Here is a 21304-nt window from a genome sequence, read left to right on the forward strand (position 1 = left end):
GCGGGGGTCAGACCGCTGGAGTGCGCGCGGGCAGCACGTGGTCGCCGGTCCCGTCCGTGCTCAGGCACAGGGAGCAGACCATCGCCTGGTGAGCCTCGCAGGCGGCCAGGTCGGGGCGCTCGTAGGGCTGGTGGCATACGTGGCAGTCGTAGGTCGTCGCACTGGGATTGCCCTCCGCGTCGAGCAGGGGCTCGGCGATGCCGTCATGGGTGCGGCGCAGGTAGTACCTGCCCCTGGTGGCGATCGCCATGAGCGGGGTGAGGACGAAGGCGATGACGGCGGCGGCGACGGGGGAGTACGGCTGAAGGGTGTCGCCGAGGGCGTGGAAGTACAGGGCGATCGACAGGCCGGAGGCGGCGACGAAGGCCACGACGCCGACCGGATTGACGGCGTGGAGCATGCCGCGGCGGAACTCCGGCCGGAGCGGCGAGAGCTTCAACAGGTACTTGTTGATGCCGATGTCCGTCGCCACGGTGACGACCCAGGCGATCGCGCAGTTCGAGTAGAAGCCGAGGATGTCGTTGAGGAAGCTGAACATGTCGGCTTCCATCAGGGCGAGCGCGAAGCCCAGGTTCACCAGGATGAAGATCATACGGCCGGGGTAGTGCCTGGTGACGCGGGTGAAGGAGTTCGTCCAGGCAAGCGAACCGGAGTACGCGTTCGTCACGTTGATCTTGATCTGGCTGACGACCACGAGCGCCACCGCCAGCGGGACGACCAGCCAGGACGGCATCATGGCGTCGAACGCGCCGCGGAACTGCTGGATGGGCTCCGTCGCGGCGGCCGGGCCGACCCTGGCGAGGATGTAGACGGCGAGGAAGACACCGATGGCCTGCTTCAGCGCACCGAGCACCACCCAGCCGGGGCCGGCCATGACCACCGCGGTCCACCACGCGCGCCTGTTCGCCTCGGTCTTGGGCGGCATGAACCTCAGGTAGTCGATCTGCTCGCCGATCTGCGCGATGAGCGAGAGGCACACGCCCGCGCCGAGGAGTACGGAGGCCGGGTTGACGCCGGAGTCGCCGTCCGTGCCCGAGTAGGCGAGGAAGCGGTCGAGCGAGTCGGGGTCCTGGGCGATCAGGTAGACCAGCGGGGCGACCATGAGGATCAGCCAGATGGGTGTGGTCCACACCTGGAGCTTGCTGAGCGCCTTCATGCCGTAGACCACCAGCGGGATCACCAGGAAGGTGGACACCAGGTAGCCCAGCCACAGCGGCAGTCCCAGCCCGAGCTTCAGGCCCTGGGCCATGATCGAGCCCTCGGTGGCGAAGAAGATGAAGGTGAAGCTGGCGAAGATGACGCTGGTGAGGACCGAGCCGTAGTAGCCGAAGCCGGAGCCGCGGGTGATCAGGTCCAGGTCGATGTTGTAGCGGGCGCCGTAGTAGGCGAGCGGGACACCGGTGGTGAAGATGACGGCGGCGGCCACGGCGATCGCCACGAGCGCGTTGCCGGTGCCGTGGGCCAGGCCGATGCCGGCGCCGATGGAGAAGTCGGCCATGTAGGCGATGCCGCCGAGTGCGGTGGCGGCGACGACCATGGGGGTCCAGCGGCGGTAACTGCGGGGAGCGAAGCGGAGGGTGTAGTCCTCCAGGGTCTCCTTGGTGGCCTGGCTTGTCGCGGGGTTCGGCGCTGTGGCCGTCTGGGCCGTGTCGGTGGTGGTCACGGTCAAGCCCTTCGAGGTGCGGGGGAGGCGAGCGGTGGGCGCCCCCGGCTGGGGTCGACGGCGGCCGGGGAGTCGAGGGGCCGGAGTGGAACTCCCGGGGATTCAGCGGTGGCCGGCGTGCGGGGCCGCCTGCCTCGTGGCGGGCCGGGCGCGTTCCGGCACGGCGACCGTCGAGTGGCCGCCGGGGAACTCGGGGGAGCGTGGGAGCCGTTCAGCCGGCCGGGGTCGGGGATCGTGACGGGCAATTCGCCCCGGCCCACCCGGTCGGCCCGCCGGCCGTGCCGGCGCCGCGCGCCCGGGGATCAGGGGATCGCACCACTCCGAACCGCGAGGTCGGCCGCGCTTCGGCCGGCTCATGCGGCTGCGACGCGCGGTCGAGCTCGACCGCCCGCAGCCGGGCGTCGACCGCCCCGCGCGGGGAGAGCGCACGAGGCGCTCCCCGAGCGGCCGCGGTGTCCGGTCGCGTGTACGGCTCCGCATGCATGACTGAACACACTAGAAACCGCTTGTTTCCCGCAAGGCCGTTCCGTGGTGAACCGCTCGTTTCCGGGATCTCACCGGGCGTCAGCGCTTCCTCCGAGGAGGATTCCGCCCCCCGAAAAGTGTGCGGGCCGCCGGCGGCGCTCGGCGGCCCCGGCCTGTGCAGGGCCGGCTGTGCGGGGCCGGCGAGGGCCCAGGGTCGAGCGGGCCGGCCGTTGAACCTTCAGACGCCCGAACGGCACAGGGCTGCCGATGCCTACGGGAGGCCGGGGCCTGCCGGGTCCGCGCCGGCGGGGCGGCCGTGGTCGGCGCCCGCCCGCAAGACGGTCTCGCGGAAGGATGTGACGACCGGCCGCAGGTCGATGCGGTGCCAGGCGGCCCACAGGCGCACGGACTGCCCGAGCCAGGGCAGCGGCCGGGTGGTCACGCCCGCGGTCCGGCCCGGCAGCATGCTCCTCTGTACCAGCGCCATGCCCAGCCCCGAGGCGACGAGGCCCACCGCCGCCAGCGGGTCGGGGGCTTCGAGACGGATGTCCGGGCGGAAGCCGACGGCCAGGCAGGAGGCGACGAAGTCGTCCCGCCAGGCCTCGCTGCCGCCTTCCACGGCGATCCACGGCAGCTCGGCGAGGTCCTCGGGAGCGATATCGGCCCGCCCCGCGAGCGGGGAGGCGTCGGGGACGGCCAGCAGGAGCGGGTCCTCGACCAGGAGCGCGACGCGTACGTGCTGAGCACCAAGGTCGGCCGCATCGTCCTCGACGAGATCCAGGACCCGGCAGCGCGCGACCTGGGCGAGAAGGGCGGCCTTTTCGAGCATGGCCGCCCCAACAAGATGATCGACGTCTACACCGCCGATGCCACGCTCCGTTCCATCGAGGACAGCCTGAAGCGGCTCAGGACGGACCGCCTCGACATCGTCTGGGTCCACGACGTCGCCCAGGACTTCCACGGCGACCAGTGGCTGGATGTCTTCGAGAGCGCACGCACGGGCGCGTTCCGTGTCCTTCAGCGCCTGCGGGACGAGGGCGTGATCAAGGCCTGGGGCCTGGGCGTCAACCGGGTGGAGCCGATCGAGCTCACCCTCGACCTCGACGAGCCCCAGCCGGACGCGTTCCTTCTGGCCGGGCGCTACACGCTTCTGGACCACCGCCGCGCCCTGCAGCGCCTGCTGCCGGACGCCACCGAGCGGGGAGTCGACATGGTCGTGGGCGGTCCCTACAGCTCCGGCGTTCTCGCCGGAGGCCTGCACTTCGAGTACCAGAAGGCCCCGGCCGAGATCGTCGCCCGGGTCGAGCGCATCAAGAACCTCGCCGCCGAGCACGGCGTGAGCATCAAGGCGGCAGCGCTGCAGTTCGCCCTCGCCCACCCCGCCGCGGCGGCCGTCATTCCCGGCGCCACCCGCCCCAGCCGCATCGCCGAGGACACCGCCGCCCTCGCCGAGGAGGTGCCCGCAGCGTTCTGGGCCGCCCTGCGTGCCGAGCAGCTCATAGCGGCCGACGCGCCGGTTCCCACTGTCTGACCGCATCACCACTCAGGAGAACCAGGAGAACCCGCCCTCATGGCAGCGACCAGCGCCACCATCGACATCCCCCGTTCCCCCGACGCCGTCTGGCGCCTCATCGGCGGCTTCGACTCCCTGCCCGACTGGCTGCCCTACATCCCGCACAGCGAGCTGAGCGAGGGCGGCCGCGTACGCCGGCTGACCAACCAGGACGGCGGCGTCATCGTCGAGCGCCTCATGGCCTTCGACCACGGACGGCGGTCCTACTCCTACGCCATCGAGCAGGCGCCGTTCCCCGTCACGGACTACCTGTCCACGCTGACCGTGCACGAGGTGCCGGGCTCACCCGAGGCGTCGCGGGTGGAGTGGAGCGGCACGTTCACTCCCGCCGGCGCCACGGACGAGGAGGCCGAGGCGCTCTTCCACACCATCTACGCCGACGGCCTCGACGCCCTGAGCGGCACCCTGGCAGCCTGATCCACCGCCGGGGCGGGACGGGCGGCACCGCTTCCTTGCCGCCTGCCGCGGTGGGGGGGGCGTGCAAGCCAGCTGAGCAAAACGAGTCGCAGCAAATCCCGTTGCGCCGTCCCGGCCCCTACCTGAACTGTGGTGCCGCGGCCGTCACCACAGCCTGAACGGTCGTCGGCCTGTCGGGAAGGGACCTGGATGTCAGCCGTTGTCGTCGGTGCGGGGATCGTCGGCTCCTCCGTGGCCTACCACCTGGCCCGCCGGGGTGTCGAGGTCACGCTGCTGGAGCAGGGACCCGCACCGGCCACCGGGGTCACGGGGGACTCCTTCGCCTGGATCGGCGGCTCCGGAGTCGATTGGCCCGGCGGGGCACGGGACCTGCGCGAGTACGTCCTCGCGGACTACCGGCGCCTGGAGGCCGAACTGCCGGACGTCACCCTCCGCCGGACCGGATCGCTGTCCTGGGCCCGCACACCGACTGACGACTCACGGCTGGGGCCCGGCCAGTTCGTCATCGGCCGGAGCGACATCGCAGCCCTGGAGCCCAACCTCCGGCACCCACCCGAGCAGGCCGTCCACACCCCGAGCGACGCCGGCGTCGACCCGACGGCCCTGACCCGTGCACTCGTGGCAGCCGCCGGCCGCCACGGAGCGCGGGTGCTCCACGACACCTCGGCCCTCTCCTTGCAGGTGACCAACGGACGCGTCGAGGGAGTGCTGACCTCGACCGGACTCCACGCCGCCACCACCGTCGTGCTCACCGCCGGCACCAACGTCCCGGGGCTCTGCGAGCCGCTGCCGGCCGACCTGGCCATCGCCGCCTCCCCCGCCACGCTCGCGCGAGTCACAGCACCGCCCGGCCTGGTCAAGACCATCGTGGCATGCCCAGACTTCGAGGTCCGAGAAGTCCGGGAAGGCGACCTCCTGCTGGTCGTGCCGCAGGTCGAAGGCTCAGCAGCACGTGAGCGGGCCGCTCAGGACACGCTCCACCACCTGAAGACGGCCTTTCAGGGCGGTGACCAGTGCCGCCTGCTGGGCTACCGCACCGGCAGCCGCCCCATGCCCGCGCACGGACCCGTCATCGGGTACGCCACCCACGATCGATCCGTCTACGTGGCCGTCATGCACTCCGCCATCTGCCTGGCGCCCACCGCCGGACGGCTCATCGCAGACGAACTCGTGACCGGAAGGCCGGCCTCCGAACTGGAGCGCTGCCGCCCGGGGGCCCGCTGACATCGCGCCGGACAAGTCCCGTCGGTCGCCACGTGCTACGCACCGCGCGGGCGCGCCTCGTGTGAACCCCCGGCTGTCTCAGGAACGTTGTCCCGATGGGGCACGCTGTATCGGTTGATCCGGGGGCAGTTGGCGTGAGGCAGTTGGCGTGCTCGACAGGGTGCGGCATCGGAACGAAGAGAGAGTGTTCTATGGGGTACGCGATCGTCATCACAGGCGCGGGCAGCGGGTTCGGGGCACTGCCGCAAGGGCGCTCGCGCGAGCCGGACACACCGTGTACGCGGGGATGCGGAAGACGACGGGACGCAACGCCGGGGCCGTCCGCGAGGCCGTCGAGTACGCGCGGGAGCACGAAGTGGCTCTCAGAGCGATGGAACCGGACGTCAGGTCCCAGGAATCCGTTGATTCCGCGGTGAAGAGCGTGCTGTCCCAGGAGGGCGCGATCGATGTTCTGATCCACAACGCGGGGCGGCTGGCGGCGGGCCCGAGCGAGTCGTTCACTCCCGAAGAGATAGCCGACATCATGGACACGAACGTGCTGGGAACCCAGCGTGTCAACAGGGCGGTGCTCCCGCACATGCGTGCCCGGGAGCAGGGTCTGGTGCTCTGGATCGGCTCGTCCAGCACCAAGGGAGGAACGCCGCCGTACCTTGCCCCCTATTTCGCGGCCAAGGCCGCGATGGATGCCTTCGCGGTGTCCTACCGCCGCCGAGCTTGCCCGATTCGGTGTCGAGACATCGATCGTCGTACCCGGTCCCTTCGCCGGGACGGACCTGTTCGCCAAGGCCGCCACGTCGGCGGACGAGGAGCGCAGGGCCGAGTACGACACACGTTATCCGGGGCTGATGGCTCACATCGGGAGCCGGCTGGCCTCCCTCGCGCCCAAGGACGCAGACGAGGCCATGGTCGCGGACGCGGTCGTCGAGGTGGTCGGAACTCCGCGCGGACAGCGCCCCTTCCGGGTGCACGTCGATCCGGTCAACGACGGATCCGAGGCGGTGAGCGAAGTCGCGGACCGCGCCCGCGTCACCTTCCTCGGCCGACTGGGCCTCAGCGACCTTCTGAAACCGCAAGCGCCACCCCGGCACTGACGGCCACGCGGTCCCGGTCGCGCCGCCGACGGGGGCCGCGTTTCCCGACGACATCGAATCGGGCGTACGGGTTCGGTGCGGCCGCCGAGGCGGGTGCCCGGTACTGAGCACGTGCCCGCCGATTCCTGCCACGCAAACCCGACCAGCCGCCCCCCACCGACGCTGCGGCTGCCGATTTTTCCATCCGGCCAGGTCAGGCGGCATATCGGTACTCATGGATCAGTCTGGCAAGCCGGTCTCTGCAATGTATGTCCAGACGGGAGATTTGCTTCAGATCGGTGATCGGTGATCGGTGATCGGTTCGGGGACCACACGCAGGGGTGCCGCCTGTTGCATCGCTTGATGCGGCCGGTGGGTGTTGTGGTGCAGCTCGAACTGGCGGAGAGCGTGGCGCAGGTGGCGCTCGTTCCAGATGAGGGTGCGGTCCAGCAGTTCGTGACGGCAGGTCTGGACCCATCGCTCCATGAGGGCGTTCATGCGCGGCATCCGCACGCCGGTGAGCACGGTCTCAATCCCGGAAGCTGCCAGGATCTCATCGAAGAGCGCGGGGAACTTCGCATCCCGGTCCCGAATCACGTACGCGACGGTGGCTCCGGCATCCTCGAGATCCATGACAGGGTTTCGCGCGAGTTGGCGACGCAGGGCGTTGACAATCGGATTCGTGCCATGGTGATCGTGGATGGGCGATCGCGACAGCCGTTACCGGGGCGCTGATCCTTTTGGCGGCGCCAACGGCGTCACGCTGCTCTTCGACCGGGGCCACGCAGGGGGAATCCTTCACGACCACGCCCGGCACTTCGATGGCCACCGACCCACGGCGCCCGAAACCAACTCGTGCCCCAGGGGACCCGAACGTCATTTCCCAGCCCGCAGTTCGGGTCGAACGCAGACGAGTCGTCGGCTGCCTGGTCAACGAATGTGGTCGAGCAGGTTGATCGCTCGACGAATCCTCAGCTCACAGCTGGTGAAGCTGTTTTGAAGCCCTACGGGCTTCATTGGGCGTAGTCCGGGCGTGCTTGAGGGCGTCTGCTCTGTTGCCCTTCCCGCCTGTACATCCACGAGCTTCCTCAGGGTCATTGAAGTGCGTGTGAGCGTTCATAGGTGGGTCATTGATCAAGTCACGATGTTGGGAGTCTCGCTGAATGTGTCTGATTTGAGTCGCTGATTCCTGTTGACGCGTCCATCGCTGGACTCATAGATTCCGACCCTGATCTTGCGATGTGGTGAGATCTGTGAAGAGTGTGGAGGGATGGTGTGGTGGGGGGTCGGAGTGGCCGTCGTCCGGTGAGTCATGGGCGGCATGCAGTGCATGCGTTGCTCGGTTTGTCGGTCATGGTGGGTGTGGCGACGGCTGTTCCGGTGGCAGCAGCTCCGTCGGCGACGGTGGGCTCGCTCGCCGCCGCTCACGCATCGGCTGGGGAGGCCGAGGGCGTCTCGGGTGATTCCGGCGCGGCCGCTGAGGCGGGTGAGGATGCGGCGCTGGCCCAGGCGGCTCGTACGGGCAAGAACGTCGAGGTGCTGTCGCAGCGCAGTGAGTCGGGCGAGGTGTATGCCGAGCCGAGCGGTGCGCTGGAGGCCGTGGAACATGTGCGGCCGGTGCGTGCCCGGGTGGGGGGCGGGTGGAAGGACGTCGACACCGCTCTGAGCAAGCGGCCGGACGGGTCCTTGGCTCCTGGTGTGTCCACGGTGGCGACCTCGTTCTCGGGCGGGGGTTCTACTCCTTTGGTGACGCTGGAGAAGGCCGGGCGAAGACTGTCCCTGTCGTGGCCGACATCGTTGCCACAGCCGGTCATCAACGGCTCCATGGCCACGTATCCCTCCGTACTGCCGGACGTGGACCTGCAGATGCGTGCGGACGTGGACGGTGTCTCGCAGGTGCTGGTGGTCAAGTCGCCGCAGGCTGCGGCCAGTTCGCAGTTGGCGTCGTTGCGTCTGGCGATGGACGCGCACGGTCTCGCGGTGGGGGAGACCGCTGACGGCGGGCTCGCGGCTGTTGACGCAGGTGCGGGTGGCGAGGTGTTCGAGGCACCGCAGCCGCTGATGTGGGACTCCAGCACCAGCCCGGCCACCAGCGAGTCATCTGCGCGTACGGCGACAGGTGCGAAGACGCTCGGCACGGCAGCAGGGAACTCCGCGGACATGGCTGAGGGGCCGGGTTCGTCGTCTCAGGTGGCACCCGTCGATGTGGATGTCGCCTCTGGCGGCGACGCGTTGGTGCTGACGCCGGACCAGGAGCTGCTGCAGAAGGCGACCTATCCGGTGTACATCGACCCGCAGTGGTACACGCCGAAGGCCGGGAACTGGACGATGGTCTCGCGGTACTGGGCGTCTTCTCCGCAGTGGCGCTTCAACGGCGAGTCGGATGCGGGCATGGGCTACTGCGCAGGGGATGTGCGGTGTGCGCCGGAGGACTTGAAACGGCTGTTCTACTCGGTCCCCACGTCGAGGTTCATCGGAAAGTCGATCCTGGCGGCGACATTCGTGGCGAACGAGACGCACTCCTACAGCTGTACGGCAAAGAACGTCCAGCTGTACCGGACGAAGGGGGTGAACAAGGACACCACATGGAACTCACAGCTCGCAGACGGCTTCTGGGTGGACCTGCTCAGGACGAACAGCGAGGCGAAGGGCAGCGGCTGCAGTCCGGCTGGGACGGTGGAGTTCTGGGCGTTGCGGGCGGTCCAGCAGGCGTCGGCGAACGGCTGGTCCACGACGACGTTCGGGCTGAAGGCGGAGAACGAGGCGGATAAGTATGCGTGGAAGCGTTTTGCTGACGACGCGTATGCGGGTGGAGTACAACCGGCCGCCGACCGAGATCAGGATGTCGCAGCTCACGCAGAACCCGGGTGGGACATGCTCCTCGTCCGCGGTTGCGGTACGGATGCTGCCGGTGCTGCGGGCCAGCCATGTGACGGATCCGGATGGCGACCCGGTGTCCATGCAGTTCCAGGCGTCCTGGGACGCGGGGGATGGCAAGGGCCGCGTCGCGCACTGGACATCCGCGGTGACGACGACGAAGGCCTCGGGCTCCGACTTCAGCATCACCATGCCCTCCAGCATTCCGAAGAACGTAGGCGTGGGGTGGCATGTGCGCGTCTACGACGGGGCGCAGTGGTCGCCGTGGTCGTATGAGGGGTCCGCGCACGACTGCAACATCCGCTACGACACCAGTGCGCCCGCGCAGCCGGTGATCACGTCCGGGGACTATCCGTCCTCCGTCACCGATGATCCAGACGACCCCTGGTACGACGGGGTGGGCCGCTACGGCACGTTCACGATCGCCTCGCCCCAGAGCGACGCGACCAAGTACTGGTTCGGCGTCAACAGCAACCCCACCAGCGCCCATGCGGTGACGACCGCGTCGGGTGCCGCGAAGAACGTCTCGATCATGCCGGCGAAGTCCGGGGTCAACTTCATCACGGCTCAGTCGTTCGACGCGGCGGGCAACGCCAGCGCGCCGACCGTCTACTACTTCCGCGTGCGTGCCGGGCAGCCGGAGCGGGTGAGGTGGGGGCTGGACGAGAACGCGGGAGCGACGAGCGTGAGCGGGCAGGGTGGTTCCTGGCCCGCCACGCTCACGACCGGCGCGAAGGCCGGCGCAGAAGGTGTGTCCGGTGGCGGGCTCCAGTTGGACGGGGCGAGCGGCGAGGCGGCCACGGTCTCCCCGGTGCTGGACACCTCGAAGAGTTTCTCGGTGTCGGCCTGGGCCAAGCTGCCCGGCACCTCCCCCGGGACGTCCGAGACGCTGATCGCCCAGTCCGGCAACAGCTCCAGCGGTTTCGAGATCTACTACTCTCCTGCCTCCGGTGGCTGGGTCTTCGAGCGCTATCTCGCCGACACGAGCACCAGCGTGGTCAGGGCGGTCCAACCAGCCTGCACCGCGGGTGACACGGCCTGCACGAGCGAGCGGGTGAGTCAGTGGACGCACGTCGTCGGCGTCTTCGACTATGCCAACGCGGCCCTGAAGCTGTACGTGGACGGGCATCTCGTCGCCACCACCCCCTACACCGCCACCCCATGGGACGCGCGGCGGTCCCTGCACCTGGGCGCCCACTCCATCAACGGCACGGTCGGCAGCTACTTCGACGGCACCCTCGACCAGGTCGCCCTCTTCGACTACCAGTTGAACGACGCACAGGTGGCCCAGCTCCACGACCAGCGCGACGTCGACACCGGACGGCCCGCGAAAGCAGTGTGGTCCATGGACGAGGATGCGAGCGCCACGACGGTCGACGGGCACGCTCAGAAGGTCAGCGCCGCCCTGCACGGCGGCACCACTCTGGGCGGCGCGGGCCAGGACGGCACCGCACTCGCCCTGAACGGGACGGACGGCTATGCACAGACCGGCCAGCCCGTCCTGGACACCGTGCAGAGCTATTCGGTTTCCTTCTGGGCCAAGCTGCCCACCGACAAGCCGGACCGGCCGATGACCGCCATCAGCCAGGACGGCACCAACCAGGCCGGCCTGGTCATCTACCACTCCTCCGCCGCGGGCGGCTGGGTCTTCCAGCGCGCGGGCAATGACACCAGCACCGCGCCCATCACTCAGGCCGTCGACGCGGCTTGCCCGGCCCACACCAACTGCACAGACGGCCATTTCGGCGAGTGGACGCACGTCGTCGGGGTCTACGACGCCGATGCCTCGCAGCTACGGCTGTACGTGGGCGGCGAGCTGAAGTCGCAGAAGTCGTTCACCACGCCATGGCTGGCCCGCGGTCCGGTCACGCTGGGGGCGTCACCGACCGCGACCGGCTTCCGGGACGTCTTCCAGGGGGGCCTGGACGACGTGCGGATGTATGACCGGGCGCTTTCGGAGGACGAGGTCCGCGACCTGGGCCTGCAGCACCACCCGGTGATCGAGGGGCGTTGGAAACTGGATGATGCGTCGGGTAATCCGCCGACGTCTGCCGAATCCGTCACAGGGGGGCGCCCCTTGACGCTGTCCGGAGGCGCGTCGATCGCAACCCCCGGGGTCGTCGATTCGGGCGCTCTCGTCCTGGACGGCCAGAACGGGTACGCCTTCACCGCTTCCGTGCCGATCGACACCAGCCGGAGCTTCACCGTGACGGCGTGGGCGCTGGCGCCGTCCGGGCGACCGACCAGGACGGCCGCGGTCCTGAGCCAGGAAGGCGAGGTGAACAGCTCCTTCGAGCTGGCCTACGACCCGGGTGGCGACACCGACGGAGATCCGGGCACGCCGCGGGTGTCGGCTGGCTGGCGTGTGGAGATGCCCCAGTCCGACGTCAGTGGTGCCCGCGTCGCCGTGACGCGCAACACGCAGTACGACGAGTTCAACGACGGCGGTTGGAACCACCTCGCCCTGGTCTACGACTCGTTCGAGGGCGAGATGGAGCTCTACGTCAACGGGCAACTGGAACAACTGGTCTGCGACACCAACGAAGACGGTACCCCCGTTGATTCCGCCTGCACGGACAACGTCTCCTGGGCTTCCAACGCGGTGGGCTTCCCGGCGAGCAAGAGCCTGCAAGTCGGATGGGCGAAGTCGGCGGGCGGCTGGGGTGACTACTGGTCGGGCGAGATCGACGACGTGTGGGCGTTCCAGGGCGTCCTCGACCAGCAGCAGATCCAACAACTTGCCCGTGGTTTGTCGGGTCTGCCGAGTGAAGTTCCTGAGGGATGAGCAGCACCGGGTTCCGGATTCGGGCACGTACGAGCAGACCTTGCACAGCGAGGACGCACGAGTGCGCTGGCCGTCACCTGTGGCCTGCGTCGGTGGAGAGACGACAGACACGGATGGGTAGCTGATGAGCAGGCGACGAAGAACGGGCAGCTGGTGGTGGCTGGCACTTGTCCTGTGCGTCACCCTGGTCACGGGCCTGTTGCAGGGGGCCGTGGCGGGACCGGCGACGGCCCACGACCACGGCAAGGGCGCCCCGGAGGTTACGGAACCGGACCGCCCGCTGGCCGTGCATCCTCATCCCGTCCACGCGACGCGGAAACCGGCCCTGACTCGCCCCCCGGCACCCAAGGCGGCCTGGCCTGCAGCGGGTACGGCGACCTCGACGATCCCCGAACCGGCGGGGAAGGCGACCGACCGCGCGGCCCATCCACGGCTCGGCAAGCTGCCGCTGGCCCTGCGGGCTCCCCAGCAGCAAGCAACTTCGTCTGGTGACGACCTTCGCGGCAAGGGCGAGGCCAGCCAAGGGGGATCCGGCAAGGCTCATCAAGCGCCAGTACAACGGGTCGCAAAGGCGCAGGTCAGCATCGTCGACCGTAAGACGGCCTCCCGTGCGGGTGTTGACGGGATGGTTCTCACCGTGCGGCGCGCGGACTCGGTCACCCAACCGGGAACGGTCGGCCTGGACGTCGACTACTCGTCCTACGCCCAGGCATACGGTGGTGCCTACGGATCGCGCCTGCACATGGTGCAGCTCCCCGCGTGCGCCCTTACCACGCCCGGCAAGTCGGGCTGCCGGGTGCAGAAGCTCGTGGCGGCCACCAACGATACGGCCCACCGGACGCTGAGCGCCGACGCGGTGACGCTTCCTGGGCAGGACGGCGCCCGCTCCGCCACCGTGCTCGCCCTCACCGCGTCCGACGCCGGTGATCACGGTGACTACAAGGCCACCTCCCTGTCGCCGTCGTCAACGTGGCAGACGGACCTGAACAGTGGCCAGTTCTCCTGGTCGTACGACATGCCGGCCCCGAAGGTGCCCAGCGACCTCACTCCCAAGGTGAGTCTGTCGTACTCTTCCGGCGCCATCGACGGCCGCACCGGGACGACCAACAACCAGGGGTCCTGGGCGGGGGACGGCTTCGATCTGTGGTCCGGGTCGATCCAGCGCAGTTACGTGCCCTGCGCCGACGAGGGCGTCAAGATCGACGGACACGAGTCGGGCGACCTGTGCTGGGGTTACGACAACGCCACCCTGACGCTCAACGGCACGTCCAACGAGCTCATTCCGGCCGGCAGTAACCTCTGGCGGCTGAAGAAGGATGACGGTACCCGGGTCGAGCACCTGAACGGGTCGTCCACCGACGCCCGGGGCAACGGTGACAACGACCAGGAGTACTGGGTCGTGACCACCACCGACGGTACGCAGTACTACTTCGGTTACAACAGGTTGCCCGGCTGGAGCTCCGGCAAGGAGACCACCGACTCGACATGGACGGTGCCCGTCTACGGCAACGACGCGGGGGAGTTCTGTCACGCGGCGACGTTCGCCGATTCCTGGTGCCAGCAGGCGTGGCAGTGGAACCTCGACTACGTCGTCGACACCCACGGCGACGCCATCGCCTACTACTACGACACCGAGACGAACAACTACTCGCGCAACTTCAAGGTCACCGACGGCACCCCGTACGACCGAGGCGGTTCGCTCGACCGGATCGAGTACGGGCTGCGCTCCGACAGCATGTACTCCGGCAAGCCGCTGGCGAAGGTCGACTTCGACTCCACCGAGCGCTGCCTGCCCGAGTCCGGGGTCACGTGTGCGGCGGACACCATCGACGACAAGTCCTTCTACTGGTACGACACACCGTGGGACCAGCACTGCGACGACGACAAGGACTGCCTGAACGGTTCACCCACGTTCTGGACCAGGAAACGCCTGACGCAGATCACGACGCAGACGCTCAAGTCTGACGGGACCTACCAGGATGTGGACTCCTGGGCGTTCACCCAGCACTGGGGCATGGCCGACATCGCCTACCAGCTGCTTTTGGACTCCATCCAGCACACCGGGAAGTCCGCCACTCCGGCGATCACGCTGCCCAAGGTCACCTTCGGCTACCACCAGGACCCTAACCGGCTCGACCAGCCCGACGACGACACCGCACCCTTCATCAAGGAGCGCCTGTCCGCCGTCATCGACGAATCGGGTGGCCAGACCGACGTCACGTACTCGGATCCCGGCTGCTCCCTGGACGCTCTGCCGACGCCTCAGACGAACACGACACTGTGCATGCCGAGTTACTTCGCCGCCTCCGGTCAGGCGAGTCCGAGCCTGCAGTGGTTCAACAAGTACGTGGTGGGTTCTGTTACGCAGACGGATAACACGGACCTGTCGCCGGACATGGTCACCAAGTACACCTACATGGGCGATCCCGCGTGGCACTTCGACGACGATGACGGGCTGACCAAGAAGAAGTACAAGACCTGGTCGCAGTGGCGGGGCTACCGGCAGGTACGTGTCCAGACCGGCGGCCAGTCGGGCATGAAGACCCAGGCAGACCACTTCTTCCTGCGTGGGATGGACGGGGACCGCTCCGGCCCGAGTGGTGGCACCAAGACGGTCGACCTCGACGACGGCGAGGGTGCGACACTGACCGACTGGCCCGCCCTGGACGGTTTCGAGTACCGCACGGAGAACTACTCCGCCCCCTCGGGCGAGGTGCTGAACAAGACCGTCAACCACGGCTGGTTCCGGGAAACCGCCAAGCGCGTGAGGGACTGGGGCACCACCACGGCCAACCTGACGGGAACGGCGTCGACTCACACCTACACGTCCCTCGACAACGGCGGGGGGAACAAGTGGCGCGAGAACAGCGCCTTCAACACCTTCGACGACAACGGCCGCACCATCGAGTCCAACGACCTCGGACAGAGCGGCACAAGCTCCGACGACCAGTGCCAGCGCACCACGTACGCGGACAACACCAAAGAGAACCTGCTGTCCCTCACCTCCCGCGTGGAGACGGTCTCCGTCAACTGCGACACCACACCGGACCGGGCCACCCAGGTCATATCCGACGTCCGTACCGCCTACGACGGTGATGACTACACAGCCGCACCGACCAAGGGCGACGCCTACCACACCGCCACGCTGAAGTCCCACGACGGAACCAAGGCCACCTACCTCGAAGCCGGAGCCACGTTCGACGACTACGGCCGGACCGTCAGGACCACGGACCTCACCGCCACCCTCACCGCCGACAGCACGGGCAAACTCACCCGCACCCCGCGCAGCGACGGCCTGGCCACGACCACCCAGTACGCCCCGAGCACGGGCTTTGCCACCACCGTGACCGTCAAGGGCCCGCCGGCCAACTCGGACACCCCGGACACCGCACAGACCACCACCACGACGCAGAACACGGTACGCGGCCTGCCCACCGACGTCGTGGACGCCAACAACCGGCACACCCAGATCGCCTACGACGCCCTGGGCAGGACCACGGCCGTGTGGCTGGCCGACCGCACCAGATCCCAAAACCCCAGCGACGCGTACACCTACACCATCACCGGCAACAAACCAGTGGTGGTCGGCACCAAGACGCTCAACAACGACGGGTCGCAGCGGACCAGTTACGACTTCTACGACGGATTCCTGCGCCCGCACCAGACCCAGGACCCCGGCAAGGACGGCGGCACGGTCGTCAGCGACACGTTCTACGACGAACGCGGACTGACGGCCAAGACCTTCGCCCCCTACTACGTCAAGCAAGCGCCCTCCACGACCGCAGTCGACCTCGACGACGCCATGAGCGTGGAAACTCAGGCTTGGTTCACCTACGACGGGCTCGGACGACAGATCGAGAAGAAGGACGTCGCCGGCAACGGCGAGGCGACTCCGTCACGCACCCTGGCGACCACCACGACCACGTACGGCGGTGACCGCACCACCGTCACCCCGCCCGACGGAGCCCCGGCCACCACCACGCTGACCGATGTGAGGGGGCACACCAGGGAACTGTGGAAGTACCACGGGAACGAGCCCACCGGTACACCCGACAAGACCCTCTACGACTACACCCCCGCCGGGCAGCTCCACACAGTCACCGACCCCGTCGGCAACACCTGGAGCTACGACTACGACCAGTCGGGCCACCAGATCACGGCGAGTGACCCTGATCGCGGTACCACCACGTCCACATACGACGACCGCGGCCGGGTGATCACCACCACGGACGCCCGGCACACCACCCTCGTCTACGGCTACGACGACCTTGGCCGCAAACTCGAGGAGCACAAGGACACCGCCACCGGACCTCTGCTGGCGAAGTGGACCTACGACACCGTCGCCAAGGGCCAGCTCACCTCGGCAACCCGCTACGACAACGGCAACGCCTACACCAACACCGTCAACTCATACGACGCCTACTACCGGCCCACCCGCACCACCATCACCATCCCCGCCGTCGAGGGGGCAGAGGCACTGGCCGGCTCGTACCAGTTCAACACCCGCTACAACCTGGACGGCACGTCGCAGGGCCCGTCCTATCCAGCCGCGGGCTCGCTTCCCGGTGAAGCCGTCGTCTACGGTTACAACTCTCTCCACCAGCTCACCACCGTCACCGGCAGCTCGACCTACCTGACCGACACCACCTACGACGACGTCGGCAAACCCCTTCAGTACGAGCTGTCCACGACGGCGGGTAAGCACGCCTGGCTCACCGACGACTACGAGTGGGGCACCCAGCGCCTGCACTCCTCCCGGGTCGACCGCGAGGACGTGCCCGGGGTCGATCGTTCCACCACTTACGGCTACGACCAGGCCGGCGACATCCTGTCCGTCGCCGACAGCTCACGCGACGGCATCGACACCCAGTGCTTCACCTATGACTATCTCCAGCGCCTGACCGAGGCCTGGGCCCAGGGAATGACGGACTGCGCCGCCTCACCGTCCGCGCAGATCCTCGGCGGTCCGGCGCCGTACTGGTCCTCCTACACCTACGACCGGGCGGCCAACGGTGCCTCCGTCGGCAACCGCGCGACCGAGACCGAGCACGACCCGACCGGGGACACCAGCCGCGACACCACCCACACCTACACCTACCCGCCGGCAGGCTCGAACCAGCCCCACACCCTCACCCGGGTCGACACCGTCCAGGGCGGCACCACCAGCCGCGACACCTACACCTACGACGACGACGGCAACACCTACACCCGGACCATCGCCGGCGACAAGCAGACCCTGACCTGGGACCCCGAAGGCCACCTCGCCTCGGTCACCGAGCCCACCAGCTCGGGAGGCGGCACGCAGACCACGTCCTACCTCTACGACCCCGACGGCAACCGCCTCTTCCAACGCGCCGCCGACGGCACCACCCTCTACCTCGACAACACCGAGATCTTCCTGCCCAAGGGCGCCACCAAAGCGAAGGCGACCCGCTACTACACCATCGGCGGCATCCAGGCCGTCCAAACGGACGACGGCAAGGTCTCCTTCCAGATCCCCGACCACCAGGGCACCGGCCAACTCGCCATCGACGCCACCACCCTCAGCCTCGACCAGCGCCGCACCACCCCGTTCGGCGACTTGCGCGGCACCGAGCCCGCGGCGTGGCCAGGCGACCACGGCTTCGTCGGCGGCATCGAGGACTCCACCGGCCTCACCCACCTCGGGGCACGCGAGTACGACCAGTCAACCGGCCGCTTCCTCTCCGTCGACCCGGTCCTGGACGCGACGGACCCGCAGCAGATCAACGGCTACGCCTACGGCAACAACAACCCGGTCACCTTCCCGGACCCCACCGGCACGTACCTGCGCTGTGGCGGCGACGACCCGGCCTGTCCCTCCAGTCACCAGAGCGGCGACGGGGCAGCAAGCGACGCCCCCGCCGACCCCGGGCCGCCTTCCCAATACGACTGGTTGACGCCTCCTTCCTCGCCGGTGTTCGACGCACCGGTTCAGCCGAAGAAGCAATCGCTGTGGGACAGGATCTGGCATCCCATCAAGTCGATCGCCAGGGTCGTGGCAGCGCCGGTCACGGAGGCGCTGACCTACGCCGGCTGCTACGGCGCGGCCACCTTCGCGGCGCCCGAGAGCGGCGGGATATCCCTGATGGCAGCGGTGGCCGGGTGCGGGGCCCTGGCCGGGGCCGCCGGAGGAGCGGTCGGCAACTTCCTCAACCCCAAGGCCGACCATTCCACCACCGGCGTGCTCAAGGACGAGCTGGACGGCGCGGCATGGGGCGCCGCCGGAGCGGCCGGTGGCGCAGCCATAGGCCAGGCCGCCGGAGTGGCACGGGCAGGCGCGAAGGCAGCGAAGGCTGTGTGCCACAGCTTCATGCCCGGGACCGGAGTCCTCCTCGCCGACGGCACCAGCAAAGCCATCCAGAAACTGCACCCCGGTGACATAGTCCTGGCCACCGACCCGAAGACCGGCAAGACCACCGCCACTCCTGTGGCCGCCTCGATCACCACCGAAGACGACAAGCAGTTCACGCGGCTCACCGTCACCACCAAAGACGGCCCCACCCACCTGACTGCCACCGACACCCACCCCTTCTGGATTCCCGACCTCAAAAAATGGGTCACCGCAGGCGACCTGAAACCCGGACAGCATCTCCGCACCTCCGCCGGCACCAGCATCCCCATCACAGCCGTCCAGCACTACACCAAACACCACCGCACCCACGACCTCACCATCACCGGCACCCACACGTACTATGTGCTCGCCGGGACCACCCCGGTACTCGTTCACAACTGCAATACGATCGATCCGAAAGTTATAAAATTTGCCCAGCGCGGTGTCTCGGCACGCTTCAAAAACGGCAACACGATCGAGGATACAGCGGCAGGGATTAGGGCTGGACATATTAACCCGAGTGATTTTCCGCCGATCCGCCTTGTTGAACGTGAAGGTGATCTCTACACACTTGACCATCGTCGTCTGGTGACTTTTCAGAAGGCCGGTCTGGAGCAAGTTCCGTACGTAATGGCGACACCAGAGGAAGTAGCTGCCGAAGGTTTTAAGTTTGATCAAGATGCGGCCCGAACGTCGATTAGAATCCGTGGTACTGGAGAGGTGTGGAGTCCGTGAGTAGCCCTATTGATGCGGCATTGGCTGTGAGTTCACTAGAAGAACTAGTCGCGTATCTTGCCGACCTCTCGGAGAAAGCGCGGCGCGGGGTGGTTCCCGTCGAGAATCCCAATACGCCTGACTTCATCGAAGCATCGAGCGCCTGGCTTGAAGGTATTGACGCATTCCTGCGTCATCACACAGGGGAAGCTGTTCCTCAAGTTCCAAAATGGTCGACAATCGCCTTGATCTTCTCGGCGGGTCTTGTGTACGAATAGATTCCTGTACGTCTCGTGTGCCCCTCCGTCTCATGAAGAACCGAGGTCAGGTCCCCGGAACATCAATATGGTTGAAGCGTCTTCAAAGCTACTTGGTCGGCTAGGCGAGGTGGGCCCGCTGGGAGACGCGATTCCGTGGACCAGAGTCGCTGTCACACCTTCGATGAAAGATCGGACGATGCTTGATACAATCAATATGCCCGGCTTTGGCTAGGTAACTGCTAAAGCCACTCGGGCCAGACATCTTGCAGGCAGGGGCACATGTTTGAGGAAGTCATGGGCGAGCGTCTGCGGACTGGTTTCGCCGACGCGCCCTTGGTCTGCATCGAGGGGCACGAGGGGCAGACTGAGGTTTTCTCAACGAAGATCATTTCAAGATTCCGTTGAGGACGAGTGCGGCACGGGCGATGTCGCCGATCCGGCTGGGACTGAGCGAGACCTTCTTGAGCGCGCGCCAGCGTTCCTTGAGTTCGGCGGCTGCGCGTTCGCCGAGGGCGCGCAGATCTCTGATCAGGGTGTTCGTGGTTCGGGTATCGGTGTGGAGGGCTTGCTCAGATCTACCCTGGGGGCGGCGCACCGGGATGTGGATGCCGATTCCGGCGCCGATGTAACCCTTGTCGGCAAGAGTCGGCAAACCGTCGGCGGCGGCCTTGTACAGAACGGGCAGGACGTGGATACGGGCCGCTGTGATGTCGGGGGTGGAGCCGGGCTCGACATCGGAGACCCACAGCGGGGTGCCGTTCGGGGAGGACAGGAACTGCACGTTGCCGCCGAACGCCTTGTGCTTCTGGCTGAACCACAGGTCGTTGCCGTTGTCGCGGACGCCGGCGAGACGGTCGGACTCGATGAGTGTGCCGTCCAAAATCACGTGCGTCATTCCTTCCCGCCGGCAGCGGTTCAGGACGTCGTGCAAGTCGGGGGCTTGGGCGGCCAGCGCGTCGATGCCTTCGTGGAGGTAGCGGTAGCCGGTGGCCTGGGAGACCCCGGCGTCGCGGGCCAGACAGTGCACGCACGCCTGCTCGCGGAACCAGCGCAGCACCAGCACGGCCTGACGGAACGGACCCAGCGCCCGCGACCCCCGCGGAGTGCCCAGCCGTCGCCGGTGGGCGGCCAGCAGTCGTGAAAGGTGATCCACGACATGGCGCGGAACATCGAGCGTGGCAACATAGGTGACCAACGTGAAGCCTCTGGTGGGTCGGACGAGTTCTTGTGGTGAGACCTGTCCTACCAGGGGCTTTACGTCTGCTCACGACCAGGATGAGTTCGTCCGATCCACCCCGAGGCGAGCGGTTCACAACGCTTCGCGAAGATCATTTCTCTGAGAAAACCTCACTGACTGTGTCCTATGGTTTGATTCGTCGCCCGTTGATGACGATGGAATGAACTGGGTGACTATCCTCCGGTTTGCTCAGATCCTCGATCTCCGGTTCTCGGATTTCGAGTTGGGTCTCGATCTGTCAAATCGCCAGGAATTCGCGTATGCCCTCATAAGGCTAGTCGACTCAGACATTCTGAAGAGTTTTGCGGACTCGAAGGTGTTGACGCGTACAGCAATGCCAGCCCTGAATGAGTCCGACCTGTATCACTACCGAATCGCCTTTGATGATCACGGCACGTATGACATCGTCTGCACGAGCGTTGAGGTCTCCTACGAGCGTGTTGCGGCATGAACACGATCAGTACTCCAGCAGCGTTTCGCTATCTGGCCTGCTCAGAGAGGCTGTCCGGAATGTAGTTGGGTGGTGGGGTCTCAGGGGTGGCCTTGCCCAAGGGGCCCCTCCAACGAGTGGAGTCGTCGCTGGTAGTGGTAGTGGCGGGCGACGGCCTGGCGTCTGCGGCGCCACTGCGACCAGCTCAGCACGTGCGAGCAAAGCGACCGGCCGGCT

At 67.4% G+C, this 21304-nt stretch carries 12 protein-coding genes and 2 pseudogenes; 10 read left to right on the top strand and 4 right to left on the bottom strand.

The annotated features are described in order from the left end of the window. Nucleotides 1-7 precede the first annotated feature (7 nt). On the bottom strand, nt 8-1663 hold the full coding sequence (locus Sm713_RS13710; protein ID WP_212909915.1) for a cytosine permease: 1656 nt from the start codon (nt 1661-1663) through the stop codon (nt 8-10). Between the two features lie 736 nt (nt 1664-2399). Continuing rightward, entirely contained in the window at nt 2400-2957 is a 558-nt protein-coding gene (locus Sm713_RS13715) for a LysR family substrate-binding domain-containing protein (protein ID WP_212911986.1), read from the bottom strand. On the opposite strand from Sm713_RS13715, the pseudogene Sm713_RS13720 reads away from it, so the two are divergent. The 5 genes and pseudogenes from Sm713_RS13720 to Sm713_RS41470 all read left to right on the top strand — a co-directional run. Beyond that, nucleotides 2853-3659, top strand: a pseudogene (locus Sm713_RS13720) (aldo/keto reductase); the annotation flags it as partial. The gene Sm713_RS13715 and the pseudogene Sm713_RS13720 overlap by 105 nt on opposite strands. 39 nt (nt 3660-3698) lie before the next feature. Then, a complete protein-coding gene (locus Sm713_RS13725; protein ID WP_212909916.1) occupies nt 3699-4118 on the top strand; it encodes an SRPBCC family protein in 420 nt (139 codons plus the stop codon). A 189-nt stretch (nt 4119-4307) separates the two neighbouring features. Continuing rightward, on the top strand, nt 4308-5342 hold the full coding sequence (locus Sm713_RS13730; protein WP_212909917.1) for an FAD-binding oxidoreductase: 1035 nt from the start codon (nt 4308-4310) through the stop codon (nt 5340-5342). A gap of 286 nt (nt 5343-5628) precedes the next feature. Continuing rightward, a pseudogene (locus Sm713_RS41465) lies at nt 5629-6000 on the top strand (SDR family NAD(P)-dependent oxidoreductase); the annotation flags it as partial. 25 nt (nt 6001-6025) lie between these two features. Then, nucleotides 6026-6433: a hypothetical protein gene (locus Sm713_RS41470; RefSeq protein WP_308293189.1), complete on the top strand. Its 408-nt coding sequence runs from the start codon at nt 6026-6028 to the stop codon at nt 6431-6433. Nucleotides 6434-6703: 270 nt separating this feature from the next. On the opposite strand, the gene Sm713_RS13740 is transcribed toward Sm713_RS41470, so the two are convergent. Next, complete coding sequence (locus tag Sm713_RS13740; protein WP_249416276.1) at nt 6704-7045, bottom strand: transposase; 342 nt, start codon at nt 7043-7045, stop codon at nt 6704-6706. 693 nt (nt 7046-7738) lie between these two features. Between Sm713_RS13740 and Sm713_RS40365 the strand changes: the two genes are divergently transcribed. From Sm713_RS40365 to Sm713_RS13755, 4 genes are all read left to right on the top strand, one after another. Further along, complete coding sequence (locus tag Sm713_RS40365) at nt 7739-9565, top strand: hypothetical protein (RefSeq protein ID WP_249416277.1); 1827 nt, start codon at nt 7739-7741, stop codon at nt 9563-9565. Between the two features lie 256 nt (nt 9566-9821). Continuing rightward, nucleotides 9822-12074, top strand: coding sequence for a LamG domain-containing protein (locus Sm713_RS13745; protein WP_249416588.1), 2253 nt, complete (start codon nt 9822-9824; stop codon nt 12072-12074). Nucleotides 12075-12699: 625 nt separating this feature from the next. Beyond that, a complete protein-coding gene (locus Sm713_RS13750) occupies nt 12700-19161 on the top strand; it encodes an RHS repeat-associated core domain-containing protein (protein WP_212909919.1) in 6462 nt (2153 codons plus the stop codon). After that, nucleotides 19158-19418, top strand: coding sequence for a hypothetical protein (locus Sm713_RS13755; protein WP_212909920.1), 261 nt, complete (start codon nt 19158-19160; stop codon nt 19416-19418). Before Sm713_RS13750 ends, Sm713_RS13755 begins: the two co-directional genes overlap by 4 nt. A gap of 367 nt (nt 19419-19785) precedes the next feature. Here Sm713_RS13755 and Sm713_RS13760 read toward each other — a convergent pair whose 3' ends face one another. After that, nucleotides 19786-20595: a transposase family protein gene (locus tag Sm713_RS13760; RefSeq protein WP_212907842.1), complete on the bottom strand. Its 810-nt coding sequence runs from the start codon at nt 20593-20595 to the stop codon at nt 19786-19788. Nucleotides 20596-20806: 211 nt separating this feature from the next. Here Sm713_RS13760 and Sm713_RS13765 point away from each other — a divergent pair, with 211 nt between their 5' ends. Next, nucleotides 20807-21088, top strand: a complete 282-nt coding sequence (locus tag Sm713_RS13765; protein WP_212909921.1) for a hypothetical protein — start codon at nt 20807-20809, stop codon at nt 21086-21088. Nucleotides 21089-21304 lie beyond the last annotated feature (216 nt).

Origin of the sequence: Streptomyces sp. TS71-3, assembly GCF_018327685.1 — a bacterium.
In the GTDB taxonomy this organism is placed as follows: Bacteria; Actinomycetota; Actinomycetes; order Streptomycetales; family Streptomycetaceae; genus Streptomyces.

What these genes read in the sequence shown, in the direction of transcription:
- Sm713_RS41470 (WP_308293189.1), top strand. Translation starts at nt 6,026, where the DNA reads ATGCCTTCGCGGTGTCCTACCGCCGCCGAGCTTGCCCGATTCGGTGTC.
- Sm713_RS13750 (WP_212909919.1), top strand. Translation starts at nt 12,700, where the DNA reads ATGGTTCTCACCGTGCGGCGCGCGGACTCGGTCACCCAACCGGGAACG.
- Sm713_RS13745 (WP_249416588.1), top strand. Translation starts at nt 9,822, where the DNA reads ATGCCGGCGAAGTCCGGGGTCAACTTCATCACGGCTCAGTCGTTCGAC.
- Sm713_RS13715 (WP_212911986.1), bottom strand. Translation starts at nt 2,957, where the DNA reads ATGCTCGAAAAGGCCGCCCTTCTCGCCCAGGTCGCGCGCTGCCGGGTC.
- Sm713_RS13730 (WP_212909917.1), top strand. Translation starts at nt 4,308, where the DNA reads ATGTCAGCCGTTGTCGTCGGTGCGGGGATCGTCGGCTCCTCCGTGGCC.
- Sm713_RS13740 (WP_249416276.1), bottom strand. Translation starts at nt 7,045, where the DNA reads ATGGATCTCGAGGATGCCGGAGCCACCGTCGCGTACGTGATTCGGGAC.
- Sm713_RS13725 (WP_212909916.1), top strand. Translation starts at nt 3,699, where the DNA reads ATGGCAGCGACCAGCGCCACCATCGACATCCCCCGTTCCCCCGACGCC.